The organism is Arachnia propionica (genome assembly GCF_037055325.1).
Taxonomy (GTDB): Bacteria; Actinomycetota; Actinomycetes; order Propionibacteriales; family Propionibacteriaceae; genus Arachnia.
This window is the reverse complement of record NZ_CP146373.1, coordinates 3277024-3293436: the sequence shown is the minus strand read 5'-3', so window position 1 is coordinate 3293436 and position 16413 is coordinate 3277024. Positions and strand designations below refer to the sequence as shown.

Below are 16413 nucleotides of genomic sequence, written 5' to 3'. Positions count from 1 at the left end.
CGCCAAGGAGTCAGGAAGGAATCGCGTGCCGAAGATCGCAGCCCCCACCGTTGCCCAGCACCGTGCGATGGTTCAGCGTCGGCTGATTGACGCCGCCGAGGAGATCATGCGCTCCGGCGAGCCCGAGAAGCTGACCGCCGGAGCAGTGACCGCGGCTGCTGGAATTGCCCGCAACAGTATTTATCGTTATGTCGACTCCGTGGATGATCTGCGCGGTCTGGTTCTGGCGCGTCATCTGCCCGCCTGGATCGACGCGGTCGCCGCCGAACTGAAAACCGTCGAAGCACCCGCCGAACGCATCGTCGTGTGGGTTCGCGCGAACCTGCAACAGGCGGCCCGCACCGGGCACGGCTGGCTGATGGGGTTGAGCCGCTCCATCGCTCCGTCGCCCGCCACCGCGAAGGTGATGGACGACTCCCACGCCGTCATGCGCGACTCGATCGCCCAGGCGTGGGCGAGCCTTGTGCAGGACCCGGTGCGACTGAGGGTTGCGGCCGGTTTGACCCGTGGCCTGCTGGAAGCCGGGTTCCGGCAGCTTGATTCGGGCATGCCTGTCGACGTGGTGGTCGACCTTGGTGAAAAGGCGGCACGTGGTCTCGTGGCGGGAATCACGGGCGGGGATCTTTGACCGCGGAAACTTCCGCCACCTGGCGGATGGCGCTTTCCGTCAGCGTCGCGACGGGGGCCTACGGGGTGTCCTTTGGGGCGTTGGCAGTCGCGGCGGGGCTCGATGTCTGGCAGACGATGGTGTTGAGCCTGCTGATGTACACGGGTGGGTCGCAGTTCGCTTTTGTCGGGGCGGTGGCGGGTGGCGGGCTGCCCGCAACCGGGGCGGCCATGCTCGTCGGGTTGCGCAACGCCGTCTACGTGACACAGGTGAACTCGTGGTTTCATCCCCGCGGGCCGCAGCGGGTCCTGATGGCGCACATCACCACCGACGAGTCGACTGCGGTGGCCGCGGCCCAGCCGGACCAGCGGCTGCGGAGGCTGGGTTTCTGGGCCACCGGAGTCGGGGTGTTTACGCTGTGGAACGCGATGACCCTGGTTGGGGCGCTGCTAGGCAATTTGCTGGGCGACCCGAAGGCCTGGGGACTCGACGGTGCCGCCCTCGCCGCCTTCTGTGGGCTGCTGTGGCCCCGCCTGGTGACGCGTGATGCGGTGGCCACCGCGATCGTCGCGGCCGTGGTGACGGTGGCTCTGGTGCCGGTGTTGCCCGCCGGGTTGCCGATCCTGGCCGCCGTCGTGATCGGAGGTGGCGTCACTTGGTTTCGGCGTCGACGTGTCGTCAGCGATGACTCCTCCACCGGGGATGAGGACGCCGAGGACGAAGGGGTGCGGTGATGTGGGGCTGGGTGCTTGTCGCTTCGCTGGCATGCTGCGCGACCAAACTGGCGGGTCTTCTGGTGCCGCGTCGCCTCCTCGACGACGAACGTACCGTGCTGACCATGGCCGGGATGACCGTCGGGGTGCTGGCCGGGCTGATCGGGGTCTCCACTTTCACCACGGGCAGCACCGTCACCGTCGACGCGCGGGTGGCCTCGCTGGTGGTCGCGGTGGTGGCTCTTCGGTTGCGGGCACCGTTCCTGCTGGTCGTGGTGCTGGGGGCGGCGGCCGCCGCCCTGGTGAGGCTCGCGGGAGTGGCGGGGTGAACAAAAACGGCCCCGTAAGGGGCCGTTGACCCGGTAGCTCAAGCGCACCGGGGGGTGTAGACACGATGATAGTGCACTTGTAAGGTGCTGCACAACCAATTTCACGAGGAAGCCCTATGGGATTGCCTCATCGTCTATGTGGATGGATTCAATCTGTATCACGGGCTGCACGAAGCAGCTCAGTGCCGTTGGCTGTGGCTCGACCTCGTCGCCCTTGCCGAGAAACTGCGGCCCAGGAGCCAATTGGTTGCCCTTCGTTACTTCACCGCGCCGGTCTGTGGGCAGCAAGACGCTCTTGCCAGGCAGCAGACATACTCTCAAGCCTTGGAGACGAAGTATCCCCAGCAGGTTCAGATCATCGAGGGTAGGTACCAGAAGAAACCTCGTCGATGCCGGTCCTGTGGTGCGAGATGGACGGACTACGTCGCCAGCCATTCGTATGGCCCAGTCCATGAAACCCGACTTGTTTATCGCGGCTGCTTTCCCGCCGCGTCGCAAATCCAGCGAGTTGAGACAACTCATGCCGAGATCCTTCGAGGGCTACGAGAGCCGCATCCGTTCCTCGTTGCTCCCCGAGGTGGTGTCAGAGGGCGGGCGGAAGATCCGACGTCCCACTAAGTGGAACTCCAACGGGCGAAAACGTTGAGAGCATTGGCAGCAGCTGCCTTGGTGAGGGTTGCGGGGTATGGTGTGGGTACCGGGTTCGCCACCTCGTTGTCGCTCCCTATGGTTCGCTTGCCTTGTGGTCGTTTGCTTGCGCTGTAGCGCTGGCGTTTGTCCTTAAGGCTGGCAATCCCGTCGGGTGGGCAGGTGGACGACTGGGAGGCCAGCGAACCGCGGTAAGACCAGCGGCCCGGTCGGGCAGGGAAAGCGGCGCCCACCGGCTGTTCCGACTGAGGTGCTGTCCGTCCGTCAGATCCATGTGGACAAGCGAGGTGGAAGGAAAGCGTTGTGGGATGCATACAACTGAAACAGCAGGTGGCACGGTCAGGGAAGCTGGCATCAAGAGAGGGAACGAGTAAGGACTCAGGATCGGACACGCGCTTCGCGATCTTTGGGCGAGGTATCGTAGCGGCGGCGGTCGGTGTGGTGGCTGGAGGAATGCTTCTGCAAAGCGTGGCCGCTCATGAAATAATGAACTTGGCGCAGGCGCTTGGTCTCTTCCCCAGAGCGGCATGTTTCTTGGCTGATGAATCTTCGTCAACGATGAACCGAACCAGTCTCACGGATGAAGATGCGAAAACAAAAGAGATCGAAGGGATTTCCACCCTGCATCGAGGATGGCATCCTGCGAGCTATATCGGAACGGTTTGGGTCAAGGTGATTCCTGCCCCTGAGAACATGGGAAGGCAGCATTGCGTCAAGATTGCTTGGGGAGCTTATATGTTCGCGAAAATGCTTCCGGTGGGAGAATCACTGAATCTTGTACACTCCAAACGCAATCCGGACAGTGTTCCGTTGACTGTTGAAGTGGAGCCGGCTGCCAAAGTGGAATTCGGGCAACGGGAACCTCTCGGCATCAATCAGTACAGCATCGCCGATCCGGAGTGGATCACAAGGTGAGGCCTTGAATTTCGGAGACCGGGTGCTACCTATTCCTTTCGACGAGCAACTGGGTGTTCAGAATATCTGAGTGAAGATTTTGTGTATCCAGTTATGCCTGATATCAATGATTTGAGCGGCACCGTCGGGTGTCCCGGATCCGAAGAGCGCGAACACGGGTTGGTGGCATGTTATCTCGATCGCCACTGATGTCTCATCGTCCTTTGCCTTGCCGGTGGTGAGATAGATTCCATCCTGCGGCAGGGATATGTTCGCCAAGGCAGTCCATGGTCCCCAGGTGAGGACTATGCGGTGTTCCTCGTCCATCGAGGAGGCGGTGGGAGCCATGCGTATCCAGACCGGGCCGGAATAGTCGGGTGGCCAGCGATGTACGTATGACTTGGTAGGTGCTGTTTGGCTATGTCGCCAAGGGTCCCATCGGTTGTCCCATAAGTTTGCCAAGGTCATCTCCACCCACCCATCTGCCTCGTAGAGGAGATCGAGGTGCTTGGCGCGCCAGATCTTGGGAAGGATCTCACCACGTTCGTAGCGTGAGAGCTGTGCGCGTGAGACGTTGTTACTTCCCTGGTTGCGCTCGCAGCTTGCGAGTTTCTGCAGGCTGGTTCCCTTCCGGAACCGCTGCAGACTGGCCCCGAACTCGACCCACGCCTGTCTCTGAGGATGATCTGAGCTGTTCGACATCCCTGAAGTGTCTCACTTTTTCTCATACGGCGCTAATTCCTGCGATGCCTGCAATGCTGGGGTCATCAGTCAAGTCTCAGGAGGAGGCTGAAAGAAACTTCATCATTCATGGGATTGTCGCGTAATAACCATCATGCAGCTGACTGCCGCTGAATGGTGGTGCAGATTTTACAGTCCTCTGCGTGAATCTATATGAGAGTGAATAGATAGGAGTCTAAATCGTGTCGAATTCTCAAAGTTTGGGTGGCGTTCTCTTCTTGCTGTGTCCATGTTTTCTGATTATCGGAAGTCTTTGGCTTTTCCGTTTCTACATGCATAAACGTAACCAAGGACAAGAAGCACGGATCACACATCTCCAAGCGGCAGTATCCGCGGCGCCTGCACAGATTGCTTCTGCGATACGTGCTCGTATCGAAAAAGGGAACAACAAAAACGTCACTGCCAAGCTCGACCTGAAAAGGTTCTCTGATTATGGCTTGGTTTATGTATACGGAAATTTCGTACGAGCAGACTGGCAGTTCAAAGTTGATCTCGATGGTGATGAACAAGGCTCTGATGTAGAGGCATACATATCGAGCCAATCATTTATGCGTAAAGGAGAAGGTGCTGCTATCGCTTTGCGGCTGTTCGAGGATGTGAAAGCGGCTATTCTTTCTGTTGATCCGCAGGCAAAAATTCGTATGTGACAATGTGTATTGTGCCACTACTTACCGGGTATCTTTGTCCGATGTGCGGAATGACGCGCGCATATATCGCAATAATGCATGGGGATGTGTCAACTGCGTTTGCAATGAACCCTGCATGGCCTTTGGTGATGGTCCTAGCTGTTTGCGGAACATGGTCAATCTTCTGGTTTATCGGATCGAGACGTTTTTCGTTGAAAAGAAGATTGAAACTTTCTGGCGTCACACAAATTGCTTGGTGGGGGTACAACATCTCTCTCTATCTCGTCACGCTATTGGCATAGTTCGCAATACTCCCTTGTGGGGAACACTTCCGCTACCGAGTTGGCAGTGAGACTTATTCATAGAGAGTGTGACGGCCAACAAAATCCTTACTCAGAGCACAGTTAACGATAGCTGTGAGTAAGCCGCGCAGTTTATGAATAAGCATGCACTGATTGCAGACTGTCTATCAACCAGGGGAATTCAGGTCGTATGAAGTAAAATTTAACCGTCGAATTATCAATCAGGAACTATGTCTGGTGAGCGGAATTTTATCCAGAATGGACTTTAGAATGGTTGCGGATAAGAATCATACCTCTTGAATCGAGGTATGTGAAATTTTCCAAAATTCTACCAGTGTTGATTCCGTTGTAGAAAGAGTGTTGGAATGAATGGCTCACAGGTATTTCATTCGTATCTTCTGTGGTCGGCTATTGGTGTGACGTGTGCGGCTACTTTTCTGGGACTTAGGATCTTGTGGGGACGCTTTTCTGAAGAAGGAGATCCTGGAAGACTGTACAGCTGGCATGCTCCTCTCTTGGCCGTTGCTAGTGCCGTCTCCTTGTTGTCGAACTCGTTAAGCGGCACTCTTCTCTATTCTCTAGTTTTTATTTTCGGAACACTGACAGGATTACTCGCGACATTAGAGGTGTCTAAAAATCTGTCAAATAGCTTCTACAATGCTATCCATGGACTTATTGGAGGTGTTCTGTCAGTTCTGGCGATTGCCCATTGGAAATGGGATAATTGGAGTGCTTGGACTGTACTTGCTGCAGTTACTATCTCCATAGTTATTCATTATTCTATTTTCTCGCTGCGGAAAAGAAGTCGTGTCCGTAGCGTTGGTTCGTCCATAATGGCTGGACTCGGTTCCCTTGCAGTGATTGATTTTATGAAGAATCCATTTGGCCTTACTTTTGTGTGGGAGTCTCACCCGCAATGGCTTCTTCCTGTTCTCACCTATGCTTTCATGCTTGGAGTGATAGTCATTCCTGATTTTGTTGTTGGGATCTCTAGTTCAGCAATCGTGGGATTTTGGTGCAGCTTTGAGCTATGGAGTTTGTTTGAGTTCAGTAACTATGGCGCTCAGCAGTTTCAGCCGCGGTGGCACATGAGTCTATCAGTTCTTGCATTCTGTGCCGGATATGCTGTCTTTGCGTGGATGAGAATTCTTTTTAGAAAGCTTTGCTGATAAGCGCTATGTAAGAAAGTTTTGTGAAGTTCATCATTGCGGGCGGGTTACGGTGTCAGAGGGTCATAGCAACAGTTTTTGTCGGGGAGGGGGTTGTTGGTGCTACCTGTGTTGACGATGCAGTACAAGGCATGAGAAAACAGAATCCAGAAGGAGTATTCCCAGACCATCCTCCGAGCAGTGGCGCCCTTGGTAAAGCTGCACTCGATAGGGCTGTGAATAAACTTCCAGATGGTGGCACTACAAAGAAAATGATAATGCTTAGCCCTATTCCAAATCCTGATGACATCTTGGTTAAATTGGCGCTAATACTAGGTGCTCCAGTATCTGCAGTGCTATTTTTCTATGCTATTTGGCAAGTGGTCCAGTGGTTTCAGGCCATGCGGGCAGTAGGGCGCGGACTGACAACGATGATAGAGACCGTAAAAAACTGGAACTCTCCTAAAGCAGTGCGAGCGTTGAAGGTTGCCATCGCACACGGGCTATATGTAATTGGAGGTCTTTACTTGAGTCAGTGCTTTCAATTCGTGACCGGAGTGCCCTATGCGAATGGGGATGCAAATAGTGCCGATAGAACGACTCTTAAACCATCGGAATTCTTCGATATGATATATTTTCGCCCATTCCTCTATACGGCTACCGTAGCTGCCGTATTAATAGTTATTGCTACGCTATCTTTGTTGGATCTGATGTTCGATTCAGAAATATCTTTGATTCCAAGATATGTTTCGTATTTGGTCTTAAGTGTGATGGGGGCCTGGACGGCCTTGGCCCTAGTCCCCGCTGTAATAATTTCACTTACATGCCTTATGGCGCTAATAGACTCGAAGCCTTTCAAATCGAATCAGCCTAGCTGGGCTTTGGCTGTTACTTATATCGCGACGGGTTTAGCTTGGATGATTCCTCGGATATCCGGGGCCATGATCGAGGGTCAGCATGCGAAAGGTTAAACCGGTCGATTCTTGATAGATGTTTAAAAATTTAGGAATGTACCCCTGATGGTTCGCTTGCCTTGCGGTCGTTTGCTTGCGCTGTAGCGCTGGCGTTTGTCCGTAAGGCTGGCGTTTCCGTCGGGTGGGCTGGCGGACGACGACAGGGCTGGCGAGCCGCAGGAAGGCCAGCGAACCGGATGTGGGCCGGACCGGGGCGGGTTTCGTGGTGTCGGTCAGCGGCCTATGGTGTGGTGCAGGAAGGCCCAGATCAGGGCGTTCATCCAGGCCTGTTGGGCGTTGTCGGCTGCCCCTCCGTGGCCGCCTTCCGTGTTCTCCCAGTAGCGGACGTCGGCTCCGATGGTCTCCAGGGCCGCCGTGAACTTGCGGGCGTGGCCCGGGTGGACGCGATCGTCGCGGGTGGAGGTGGTCACCAGCGTCGCCGGGTAGTCCGCCGACTCCTCCAGGAGGTGGTAGGGGCTGAAGGTGCGGATGTAGTCCCAGTCGTCGGTGTCGGGGTCGCCGTACTCGGCGATCCACGACGCCCCGGCCAGGAGCTTCGTGTAGCGGCGCATGTCGAGCAACGGAACCTGGATCACCACCGCCCCGAACAGACCCGGATACCTGGTGAGCATGTTGCCCGTGAGCAGGCCGCCGTTTGAGCCTCCCAGGCAGGCCAGGCGCTCCCGGGTGGTCACGCCACGGGCGACGAGATCCCGCGCGACCGCCGCGAAATCTTCGTAGGCGCGGTGCCGGTGCTCCTTCAGAGCGGCCTGGTGCCAGGCCGGGCCGTATTCACCGCCGCCGCGGATGTTCGCGACCACGTGGGTGCCGCCCCGCTCCAGCCACGCCTTGCCCGTCAGCGGTCCGTACTGCGGTGACATCGACACCTCGAAACCGCCGTATCCCCCGAGCAGGGTCGGGTTGTCCCAGGCCGGGGGTAGGTCGGCGCGACCGATCTGGAAGTACGGCACGCGCGTGCCGTCGTCGCTGATCGCGAAGTGCTGGCTCACCTCCAGCCCCGTGACGTCAAAGTGTGACGGCTCCGCCTTCATCCTCACCAGCGGCGCCGGCTCATCTCCTGTCAGCAGGGGCGCCAGATCACCCAGGTACAGCGTCGGTGGCTGGAGAAAACCCGTGGCCGTGATCCACAGTTCGTCGCCCTCGACGTCGTCAACTGCCGAGGCCCACACCGTGCCGGGTAGATCGCGGTGGATGCGGTGCGACTGCCACTGCTCGCCGTCGTTGTGGAACACCAGCAGGTAGGTGCGGACGTCCTCCTGGGCCGTGACCACGATGAAGTTCCGGGTGACGAAGAAATCCGCGATCGACGTTGACCTGGACGGGGCGAATAGCACTCGCACGCGCGGCCCCTTTCCTTCCCAGCCGGGCAGGAACGAATCCAGTCGCGCCACCGCGAGGGATCCCGCAGGCACCAGCACGTCGTCGACCTCCCAGTCGGTGCGGGGAGTGAGCAGCAGCAGGTCGCGGTGGGGGGAAGCCGTGCAGTCGGAGGGGACGTCGATCAGGGTCAGGGAGTCGTCGGGGTTTAGCAGGAACAGGTCGTAGTCGTAGAAGCCGCGGACCTGGTAGACCCAGTCGCGCACGAAACCCGGCACGTGATCGCGACCCGCACCGACCTGCATGTCCGTCGGTTCGCCCTGGTGGACGAGAGTCGCCTCCGACATCGGCGTTCCTCGACGCCAGCGGCGCACCTGCAAGGGATACCCGGAACTGCTGACGCTCTCGGGCCCGAAGTCGGTGGAGACGAACACCGTCTCGGTATCGATCCAACTGAGGCTGCCCTTGGCGTCGGGCCGCTCGAAACCGCCCTCGGAAGCGGGCACGAATCGTTTGGTGACCAGATCGAACTCACGGGTGACGTCTGCGTCGGAGCCGCCGTGGGACAGGGCGATCAGGGCATGTCGCCACGGCTGCCCCTCCTCGGGGCGCAGCACGGTGGCGCCGTGCCACACCCAGTCCTCCTGCTCTGCCGCGTTGAGGGCATCGACGTCGATCAGCACCTCCCAGTCGGGCTCCTCGGTGCGGTACGAGTCGAGCGACGTGCGCCGCCACAGCCCCCGCGGGTGCTCCGCGTCGGTCCAGAAGTTGTACAGCTGGTCGCCGCGGCGCACCACGTTCGGGATGTTTGCCGGGGAGTCGAGGATCGCTTTCAGCTCCGCGGCCAGGGCCGTCACATCGTTGTTCGCGTCGAGCTCCCCCTCGGCACGTGTGTTGCGTTCACGCACCCACCCCAGCGCGTCCTCGCCGGTCACGTCCTCGAGCCACAGCCACGGGTCGGTGGAGCCGTCGCGGGCGGGTAGACCGGGATTGCGGGACTGGTCATCACTCATGGAACACGAGCCTAGTCACGGAAAGGCCGCGGCGGTACCTCGCGAGGGATTTTCTGTCAGTAGGCGAAGACCTCATCGACGACCCGGGCCGGCACGTCCTCCAGGGTGGCGTAGCGCCAGGCGGGCTGGTTGTCCTTGTCGATCAGGAGCGCGCGCACGCCCTCGACGAAATCGACGGGGATCATGTGTTCCGCGAGCCGAAGGTCCTGGTGCAGCACACCGTTCAAGTCAAGAGTGGCGGCCCGTCGCAGCGCCCGCAGCGCGACGTGAACCGCAAACGGTGAGCGAGCCCGCAGCTCACGACCCGCCTGCTGGGCGGCCTGGTCGGGGTGCTCCTCGAGCCGGTGTGCGATCTCGACCGGGTCGTCCCCGGTGTAGCACTCCTGGATCCAGGCGGCCTCCGACAGCGGGGCGGGCAGATCGCCGTCGGACGACTCGTCGGCCAGGTTGATGCGCAGAGCGTCGCCCCCGCCGATCGTGCCGGAGGTGAGCGCCATGTGGGTGCCCAGAGCCCCGGCCCGCGCCAGCCAGTACATGACACCCGCGTCCGGGAAGAAACCGATCTTCGTCTCCGGCATCGCCATCAGCGTCGACGAACCCACTATTCGCCGGTCGGCGTTGACCGTCAGACCCAGACCGCCGCCCATGGTGATGCCGTTGAGGTGGGCGGTGACGTGCTTCGGAAACTGGGCGACGATCAGGTCGAGCAGGTACTCGACCTCCAGGAACCTCAGCCAGGGTCCATTGCCACTGATGGCCTGCGACAACTCCCGCACATCGGCTCCTGCGCTGAATCCGCGCGCCCCCTCGCCGCGGAGCACTACCTCCCGTACCGAATCGTCGTGGGCCCACGAGGTGAGGATCTCGTGTGCTGCCTGGAGCATCTCCAGGTTGAGTGAGTTGATGGCTTTGGGACGGTTGAGGGTGAGAGTCGCGACCCCATCGTCCAGGGTGGTGACGAGCAGATCAGTCATGAGGACAGCCTATGAGGTTCACGAAACGCCTCAGAACCGGCAGCGGAAACACTATCCCCGGAATTCCTAGTCGAGGCGCAAACCGGGACGCATCTCGTGCAGCACCGCGCGGGCGGTTTCCTCGTCGATCACCAGATCCGTCGCGACCCCGGCGCGTAGTGCGCCCAGCACCGGAACCGCCTTGCCCGTCCCGCTGACCACGCAGATGCGGCGGGGAATGGCCCGCAGCTCCGCCGGGGTCATGCCGGTGGCGCGGGAGTTGATGGGGATGTCGCGCCAGGACCCGTCGGCCCGCAGCATCACGGTGCAGACGTCGCCGACCACACCCGCTGACTTCAGATCGGCCAACTCGGAGTCGTCGAGGTAGTTGGCGGAGTACACGTGCGACTGGAGTTCGGAGCCGAGCCCTCCCACCCCGAAGACCGCCTTCGTGCAGGAAGCCCGCACCTGGAGCATGTGGCGGGTGGAACGTTCCGCCCACATGGCGGTGCGGGTGTCGGGGTTGTCGAAGAAGGCCGGCAGCGCCAGGAATTGTTCCTCGCCGTGGAACGCGACGGCGAAGCGCTGCAGGATGGAGCCGACATACGGAAGCCCTGTTGTGCGCTGATTGGCGCCACCGTTGAGACTGACGACGATCACTCCACTCAGGTCGCGGGGTCGCAGGTGCTGGGCGATCGCGGAGACTGTGGTGCCCCACGCCACACCGACGACATCGCCATTGGTGACGATGTCGTCGAGGAGCCGGGCGGCCACTTTCGCGACCTGCTCGAGGCGCAGCATGTAGCTGGATCCGGGGCGGACGTTGACCAGGTGCGCCTGGACGTGGAAGCTCTTGCGGAAGATCTCGGCCAGGCGGGTCATGGGGCGGTCGGGATCGGTGATGGTCACGCGCACCAGTCCGCGGTCCCGGGCCTCCTTCAGCAGTCGCGACACCGTCGAGCGCGAAACCCCCAGGTGGTGGGCGATCGCATCCATGGTTTCGGACTGCACGTGGTACATGCGTGCCACCCGGAGCAGCAACTCGGTGTTGCGTTCCATGGCGCTCCTTCAGGACGTGGCCGATGCATGGTGACGGCGTCAGCGTATCTTCAGAAGCCGCCCGGCAAAACGTGCGACCCGTCAGAGACCCGTCAGAACAGGGCGAGTCCTTCCAGCAGGATGCGGGTACCGATGATGATCAACACCACGCCGCCCAGGAATTCGGCGGGTCTGCGGAACCTCACCCCAATCCGGTGCCCGATCCCGACCGCTGCGAACGAGGTCACCAGCGTGATCAGACCGATGCAGAGGATCGCCAGGAGGATCGAGACCTCCAGCATCGCGAAGGACACCCCGACGGCTGCCGCGTCGATGCTGGTCGCGATTCCCAGGATCAGCAGGCGACGCAGATCGAGTCGGCTCCCCTGCCCGCTGTCGCCTTCGTCCTCGTCGGCCTGAAGCGCCTCCCAGGTCATTTTGCCTCCGATGATTGCGAGCAGCGCGAATGCGATCCAGTGGTCGAAGGGATCGAGGAAGCTGGTGAAGTTGGCCGCCATGAGCCATCCGAGCAGCGGCATCGCGGCCTGGAAACCCGCGAAGGTGAGGGCGATGACCAGGGCGTGCCGATAATTGAAACGGCCCATTTTCACGCCGCTGGTCAGCGAGGCGGCGAACGCGTCGGCGGATACGCCGAATCCGACCAACCAGATGGACCAGAGGGACATCGTGGGACCTTTCCCGGGGCGTGCGTGCTTGTCTTCAGCCACTGTGACGCCACAGGGTCTGGTGTGTCTACGGGTACCTGAAAGTGTGCCTGATCACACCTTTTGCGACACCTGTCGCCCTGTTGAGACGCGTCGCTGTTTCAGGAAGAATCGTCATGGAAGGCGAAGAAATGCCCCGCGACGAACAGCCTGCCGGTCGCTGTGACAGCCGCCGGTGGGACGACCCACTTGGAAGAAGGAATGATGACGGCCACCGGCGCTGACGTGACCCGTGTCACGGAGGACTACCTCGCGCTGATCTGGAAGGCCTGCGAGTGGCCCGACGACGGGCGTCGCCCGAACACCACTGATCTGGCCGCTGCCCTCGGCGTTACCCCCTCCACGGTCTCGGCCAGTCTGAAGCGCCTGGCCAGGGAGGGAATGATCAAGTACCGCCCCTACGGCAACATCGAGCTGACCGAGGAGGGGGAACGGATCGGGCGTGCGGTGGTGCGGCGTCACCGCATCATCGAGACCTATCTGGTCACGTCGCTGGGCATGCCATGGGACCAGGTCCACGATGAGGCGGACCGACTCGAGCACGCCGCCTCCGAAGCGCTGGTCGACCGGATGGATGAGATCCTCGGGCACCCGGCTGCGGACCCGCACGGCGACCCCATCCCGAGAGACGGAGAGGAAAAGCAGCGAGGGGTGGTGCTGCTGGCACATGTGGCGGCGGGCGTCGAGGTGCGGGTGGTGCGGGTCTCCGATTCCAACCCGGACATCCTCCGGTTTCTCACGGATCGTGGTGTGGCCATCGGGACGCGGTTGAAGGTGCTCTCTGGGCTGTCCGGGATGGGTCTGATGACCGTCGAGAGGATGGAAACCGAGATCGAGCTCAGCGTCCCGATAGCTGAGGCGGTCCATGTCGCGCCCGCGACCTGAGGCTGCTCTATCGCAATAGATCGTCGTGGTGGCCGACGTGGACCAGTTCGATGGTGCCGTCCGGGTACTGCCACCAGGTCAGTCGCGCCGCGCCAGGGGCTCCGCGTTTCACGTATGTCCGCCACGGAACGGCGCCCTCAGGAATGGTTTTCTGGATCACCGACTTGCTCGGGATGATGAATTGGTGAGTTTTTCTTCGATCCCAGGCGTGACCAGAGAGGACGTCGACGATGACCTGAACGATCTTTGCCCTGCCGCGCAACAGCTCCGCTTCCATGGAATCGAGGAATCCCTCACCGATTGTGTAAGGGGTCAGCGATTCCCCGCGTTCCTCCTCCGGATTTCCGGTCAACCACTCGTATTCCACTTCCCAGCGGAATTGTTTTTCCGGGTCGCTGTAGACCCGGGGATATCCACGACTTTCTTCCTGATCGGTCATTCGGCGACGAAGATGATCCAGCTCCTCCTCCGCCGCGTCGGCGCGGGAACGTTCTCTTGCCAAAGATTCGTGATCGCTGTCGAGAAGCAGCATGAGGTCGTCGATTATGGAGCTGCGAAGTTTGTTGGCAATTCGTTCCGTCTGGGTGTCCAACAGGTTTTTCAGCTCAGTTGCGCTGAGCCCCGTGACGGCTGGTGTAGGGGGTGTGTGGGCGGTTGAGCTGGAGGATGTGCTGGCCGGGCGGTGGGGTCCGGGTTTGGGGACCATCGATCCCGGTTTCGGGTTCGGCGTGGGGCCTGGACCGGGCCGCGGGACTCTCTTGGCGGGTGCGAGTGCGGACGACGTGACGTCGAGAGAGGCCCTAAAGCGGTCGAGGGCGGCCATCTGGTCGTCCGACAGGGCTTTCTGGGGGGTGCTTCCGGATCCGCTCCGGTGTGGCCTACCGATTCCCTGGTGGGAGGCCACGTGTTCCGCTATGTCGAGGCAGGCGCTGTCGGCATCGTCGCCCGGGTAGACCCGGAACAGCCGATGGCGCCGCCAGTGGTCTGTTCTGGCTGCCCCTGCGAGGATGACACGAATACCGCCACCATAAACCTGAAATTGTGGATCTACTGTATCTGACAGGCGCTCCGAGGCCGTCATGGAATCGAGGACGGCTAATTCGGTTCCGGGGGGCAGACGTTGGGCCAGCATTTTCGTGTCGATACGAGGTCGATTCGTGTCGCTGGCGGGAGATACCACGACCAAGGCGCCGTCGCGCGATGAATCGAAAATTCTGCTCACCAGAATTCCCACATCGCTGACTCCGACCCGCCACTCGGAAACCACAATCCCTCTTTCTTGACACACCCGTGTCGGTCGACAAGCAATCGCTGTCGGCACTCCGGAGGCGAAGTAGTCGCCAGCGATCCGGCTGCTGTCCATTGTTGCAGAAGCTTCAACAAGACCAAATGCGACGGGCCGATGGCATGTTCACAATCCGATGATTTTCACAGGAAAAATCAGGGGGTTTGGCCAAGGAGGAACCGGGACTGGTCGGTTTCGTTCCACTGAGCGGGATGCCCTCCGGGTATCGCTCAGTTATTGTGCTCAGATTCGGGATCGTGCAGAATACGACGATGTGTGACACTCTGTGAGGATGCCGCGCTGTCGCGGTCAGCACGGTGGAAGACCATGCGATCCGGCTGAAGGAATCCGGGGATGTGTAGCGTGAGATTGGTTCGATTCCGGAGGGAGACCACGATGTCAGACGCCAGCGATCCCGAGTCGTCGGTGCCCGGGGCCGGCTCCGCATCTGGTGTTGGGCAGAAGGGATCGGGACGGCTAGTGAGTCGTGACGTCAAGGGCTCCCACAGGGCGATCGTGGGGATTATCCAATTTAGTTTCGGACTCCTGGTGGCGGTGTTCAGCCTGGATGTCGCGAAAGCTGCGTGGGGTTTGCTCAGCAGCGGGGGTGGCTTCCCGCCGCTTGACGGGCTTCTGGGATTTCTGCTCGTGGTCGTTGGTTTCGCGAGCATGGTGATGGGGATCACCCGGGTGTTCCGCTCATGACGGACGCCGAACGAGACGTTCCGGATCCTGAATTGTGTCGGGGTGACAGGATTTGAACCTGCGGCCTCGTCGTCCCGAACGACGCGCGCTACCAAGCTGCGCCACACCCCGGCGGCTCATCGGAGCCAGCGGAAAGACTATACCAGCGCACGCGTGCGGGTGAAATCGTCGCCCGGACCACGACTTTCTCAGGTGGTGGCGTCGATCCTTCCCAGGATCACCGGGTCGGGAGCGACCGGGCCTCCGGAGTAGGCGACGGCGCCGTCGAGGGCCTCCAAGGCGCGGTCGAAGCGCTCCGGTGTGGCGGTGTGGAGGGTGAACAGCGGGGCTCCCTGGGCGATGCGGTCGCCAGGTTTGGCGTGCATCTCGACGCCCGCGACCGCCTGCACGTCGTCCTCCTTGCGAGCCCTGCCCGCCCCCAACCGCCAGGCCGCCACCCCGACCGCCATCGCGTCCAGGCGCGCGACGTACCCGTCGGTTTCCGCGGTGACCATGTGGGTGTGCTCCGCCACGGGTAGCGGCGCATCGGGGTCACCGCCCTGCGCCGCGACCATGCGTCGCCACACATCCATCGCGCGACCGTCCTGCAGCGCCGGGGCCGGGTCGACGTCGGGTTTACCGGCGGCGGTCAGCATCTCACGGGCGAGTCGCACGGTCAGCTCCACCACGTCGCGCGGGCCACCGCCCGCCAGCACCTCCAGCGACTCGCGGACCTCGAGCGCGTTCCCTGCGGTCCGGCCGAGGGGGGTGTCCATGTTCGTCAGCAGCGCGACGGTGGTGACGCCCGCGTCCGTTCCCAGCGCCACCATGGTGCGGGCCAGTTCCTCCGCGCGATCGCGGGTCTTCATGAACGCGCCCGAACCGACCTTCACATCCAGCACCAGCGCCCCCGTGCCCTCAGCGATCTTCTTGCTCATGATCGACGACGCGATCAACGGAATGGCCTCGACGGTGCCGGTGGCGTCGCGCAGAGCGTAGAGCTTCTTGTCGGCCGGGGCCAGGCCGGAACCGGCGGCGCAGACCACCGCCCCGACGTCGGCCAGCTGCGCCAGCAACTCCTCGTTGCCCAGGGAGGCGCGCCAGCCCGGGATGGATTCCATCTTGTCGAGGGTGCCACCCGTGTGTCCGAGACCGCGTCCCGACAGCTGCGGCACTGCCACGTCGAAGGTCGCCACCAGGGGTGCCAGAGGCAGGGTGATCTTGTCGCCGACGCCGCCCGTGGAGTGCTTGTCGGCGGTGGGTTTGCCCAGCGACGAGAAGTCCATGCGCTGGCCGGAGGCGATCATCGCGGCGGTCCAGCGAGCGATCTCGTCGCGGTCCATGTCGTTGAGCAGGATCGCCATCGCCAGCGCCGACATCTGCTCGTCGGCCACCATCCCGTCGGTGTAGGCCTGGATCACCCAGTCGATCTGGTCGTCGCTGAGCCTGCCGCCGTCACGTTTGGTGGAGATGACCTCTATGGCGTCCATGTTGATGAGTCTAGGACCCTTTCGGTGAAAGGTTTCGTCGT

At 61.0% G+C, this 16413-nt stretch carries 18 protein-coding genes and 1 tRNA gene; 11 read left to right on the top strand and 8 right to left on the bottom strand.

Going from position 1 to position 16413, the window contains the following annotated elements:
* The first annotated feature begins 25 nt into the window (after positions 1 to 25).
* From V7R84_RS15280 to V7R84_RS15260, 5 genes are all read left to right on the top strand, one after another.
* Complete coding sequence (locus V7R84_RS15280; RefSeq protein ID WP_338570694.1) at positions 26 to 628, top strand: TetR/AcrR family transcriptional regulator; 603 nt, start codon at positions 26 to 28, stop codon at positions 626 to 628.
* Positions 625 to 1341, top strand: a complete 717-nt coding sequence (locus V7R84_RS15275; protein WP_338570692.1) for an AzlC family ABC transporter permease — start codon at positions 625 to 627, stop codon at positions 1339 to 1341. Before V7R84_RS15280 ends, V7R84_RS15275 begins: the two co-directional genes overlap by 4 nt.
* Positions 1341 to 1649, top strand: coding sequence for an AzlD domain-containing protein (locus V7R84_RS15270; RefSeq protein WP_338573930.1), 309 nt, complete (start codon positions 1341 to 1343; stop codon positions 1647 to 1649). Before V7R84_RS15275 ends, V7R84_RS15270 begins: the two co-directional genes overlap by 1 nt.
* Positions 1650 to 2100: 451 nt before the next feature.
* Positions 2101 to 2295 carry a hypothetical protein gene (locus tag V7R84_RS15265; RefSeq protein WP_338570689.1) on the top strand — a complete coding sequence of 65 codons (195 nt, stop codon included), beginning with the start codon at positions 2101 to 2103 and terminating at the stop codon, positions 2293 to 2295.
* Positions 2296 to 2600: 305 nt separating this feature from the next.
* Positions 2601 to 3212, top strand: coding sequence for a hypothetical protein (locus tag V7R84_RS15260; protein WP_338570686.1), 612 nt, complete (start codon positions 2601 to 2603; stop codon positions 3210 to 3212).
* A gap of 57 nt (positions 3213 to 3269) precedes the next feature.
* On the opposite strand, the gene V7R84_RS15255 is transcribed toward V7R84_RS15260, so the two are convergent.
* Positions 3270 to 3893: a hypothetical protein gene (locus V7R84_RS15255; RefSeq protein WP_338570683.1), complete on the bottom strand. Its 624-nt coding sequence runs from the start codon at positions 3891 to 3893 to the stop codon at positions 3270 to 3272.
* A gap of 221 nt (positions 3894 to 4114) precedes the next feature.
* Here V7R84_RS15255 and V7R84_RS15250 point away from each other — a divergent pair, with 221 nt between their 5' ends.
* The 4 genes from V7R84_RS15250 to V7R84_RS15240 all read left to right on the top strand — a co-directional run bounded on the left by V7R84_RS15250 (position 4115) and on the right by V7R84_RS15240 (position 6979).
* Positions 4115 to 4579, top strand: coding sequence for a hypothetical protein (locus V7R84_RS15250; protein WP_338570681.1), 465 nt, complete (start codon positions 4115 to 4117; stop codon positions 4577 to 4579).
* Between the two features lie 2 nt (positions 4580 to 4581).
* On the top strand, positions 4582 to 4860 hold the full coding sequence (locus V7R84_RS15530) for a DUF2752 domain-containing protein (RefSeq protein WP_412728065.1): 279 nt from the start codon (positions 4582 to 4584) through the stop codon (positions 4858 to 4860).
* 365 nt (positions 4861 to 5225) lie between these two features.
* Positions 5226 to 6029 carry a hypothetical protein gene (locus tag V7R84_RS15245; RefSeq protein ID WP_338570678.1) on the top strand — a complete coding sequence of 268 codons (804 nt, stop codon included), beginning with the start codon at positions 5226 to 5228 and terminating at the stop codon, positions 6027 to 6029.
* A 23-nt stretch (positions 6030 to 6052) separates the two neighbouring features.
* Entirely contained in the window at positions 6053 to 6979 is a 927-nt protein-coding gene (locus V7R84_RS15240; protein WP_338570675.1) for a hypothetical protein, read from the top strand.
* 215 nt (positions 6980 to 7194) lie between these two features.
* On the opposite strand, the gene V7R84_RS15235 is transcribed toward V7R84_RS15240, so the two are convergent.
* The 4 genes from V7R84_RS15235 to V7R84_RS15220 all read right to left on the bottom strand — a co-directional run bounded on the left by V7R84_RS15235 (position 7195) and on the right by V7R84_RS15220 (position 11989).
* Positions 7195 to 9312: a prolyl oligopeptidase family serine peptidase gene (locus tag V7R84_RS15235; protein ID WP_338570672.1), complete on the bottom strand. Its 2118-nt coding sequence runs from the start codon at positions 9310 to 9312 to the stop codon at positions 7195 to 7197.
* 56 nt (positions 9313 to 9368) lie between these two features.
* Positions 9369 to 10286, bottom strand: coding sequence for an enoyl-CoA hydratase/isomerase family protein (locus V7R84_RS15230; RefSeq protein WP_338570670.1), 918 nt, complete (start codon positions 10284 to 10286; stop codon positions 9369 to 9371).
* Between the two features lie 66 nt (positions 10287 to 10352).
* The gene (locus V7R84_RS15225) at positions 10353 to 11324 is read right to left on the bottom strand and encodes a sugar-binding transcriptional regulator (RefSeq protein ID WP_338570668.1); all 972 of its coding nucleotides are present in this window, start codon (positions 11322 to 11324) and stop codon (positions 10353 to 10355) included.
* Between the two features lie 92 nt (positions 11325 to 11416).
* Positions 11417 to 11989, bottom strand: a complete 573-nt coding sequence (locus tag V7R84_RS15220) for a manganese efflux pump MntP family protein (RefSeq protein WP_338570665.1) — start codon at positions 11987 to 11989, stop codon at positions 11417 to 11419.
* 240 nt (positions 11990 to 12229) lie between these two features.
* Between V7R84_RS15220 and V7R84_RS15215 the strand changes: the two genes are divergently transcribed.
* Positions 12230 to 12913 carry a metal-dependent transcriptional regulator gene (locus V7R84_RS15215; protein WP_338570662.1) on the top strand — a complete coding sequence of 228 codons (684 nt, stop codon included), beginning with the start codon at positions 12230 to 12232 and terminating at the stop codon, positions 12911 to 12913.
* A 7-nt stretch (positions 12914 to 12920) separates the two neighbouring features.
* Here V7R84_RS15215 and V7R84_RS15210 read toward each other — a convergent pair whose 3' ends face one another.
* Positions 12921 to 14135 (bottom strand): hypothetical protein, encoded by a 1215-nt coding sequence (locus V7R84_RS15210; RefSeq protein WP_338570659.1) that lies wholly within the window; start codon positions 14133 to 14135, stop codon positions 12921 to 12923.
* Between the two features lie 459 nt (positions 14136 to 14594).
* Here V7R84_RS15210 and V7R84_RS15205 point away from each other — a divergent pair, with 459 nt between their 5' ends.
* A complete protein-coding gene (locus V7R84_RS15205; RefSeq protein ID WP_338570656.1) occupies positions 14595 to 14903 on the top strand; it encodes a hypothetical protein in 309 nt (102 codons plus the stop codon).
* Positions 14904 to 14940: 37 nt separating this feature from the next.
* Here the strand turns inward: V7R84_RS15205 and V7R84_RS15200 are convergent.
* Both V7R84_RS15200 and V7R84_RS15195 read right to left on the bottom strand, forming a co-directional pair.
* Positions 14941 to 15014: transfer RNA gene (locus V7R84_RS15200), tRNA-Pro, on the bottom strand.
* A gap of 77 nt (positions 15015 to 15091) precedes the next feature.
* A complete protein-coding gene (locus V7R84_RS15195) occupies positions 15092 to 16372 on the bottom strand; it encodes a thymidine phosphorylase (protein ID WP_338570652.1) in 1281 nt (426 codons plus the stop codon).
* Positions 16373 to 16413: the final 41 nt, after the last annotated feature.

What these genes read in the sequence shown, in the direction of transcription:
- V7R84_RS15270 (WP_338573930.1), top strand. Translation starts at nt 1,341, where the DNA reads ATGTGGGGCTGGGTGCTTGTCGCTTCGCTGGCATGCTGCGCGACCAAA.
- V7R84_RS15265 (WP_338570689.1), top strand. Translation starts at nt 2,101, where the DNA reads ATGAAACCCGACTTGTTTATCGCGGCTGCTTTCCCGCCGCGTCGCAAA.
- V7R84_RS15255 (WP_338570683.1), bottom strand. Translation starts at nt 3,893, where the DNA reads ATGTCGAACAGCTCAGATCATCCTCAGAGACAGGCGTGGGTCGAGTTC.
- V7R84_RS15530 (WP_412728065.1), top strand. Translation starts at nt 4,582, where the DNA reads ATGTGTATTGTGCCACTACTTACCGGGTATCTTTGTCCGATGTGCGGA.
- V7R84_RS15245 (WP_338570678.1), top strand. Translation starts at nt 5,226, where the DNA reads ATGAATGGCTCACAGGTATTTCATTCGTATCTTCTGTGGTCGGCTATT.
- V7R84_RS15235 (WP_338570672.1), bottom strand. Translation starts at nt 9,312, where the DNA reads ATGAGTGATGACCAGTCCCGCAATCCCGGTCTACCCGCCCGCGACGGC.
- V7R84_RS15230 (WP_338570670.1), bottom strand. Translation starts at nt 10,286, where the DNA reads ATGACTGATCTGCTCGTCACCACCCTGGACGATGGGGTCGCGACTCTC.
- V7R84_RS15225 (WP_338570668.1), bottom strand. Translation starts at nt 11,324, where the DNA reads ATGGAACGCAACACCGAGTTGCTGCTCCGGGTGGCACGCATGTACCAC.
- V7R84_RS15220 (WP_338570665.1), bottom strand. Translation starts at nt 11,989, where the DNA reads ATGTCCCTCTGGTCCATCTGGTTGGTCGGATTCGGCGTATCCGCCGAC.
- V7R84_RS15215 (WP_338570662.1), top strand. Translation starts at nt 12,230, where the DNA reads ATGATGACGGCCACCGGCGCTGACGTGACCCGTGTCACGGAGGACTAC.
- V7R84_RS15205 (WP_338570656.1), top strand. Translation starts at nt 14,595, where the DNA reads ATGTCAGACGCCAGCGATCCCGAGTCGTCGGTGCCCGGGGCCGGCTCC.
- V7R84_RS15195 (WP_338570652.1), bottom strand. Translation starts at nt 16,372, where the DNA reads ATGGACGCCATAGAGGTCATCTCCACCAAACGTGACGGCGGCAGGCTC.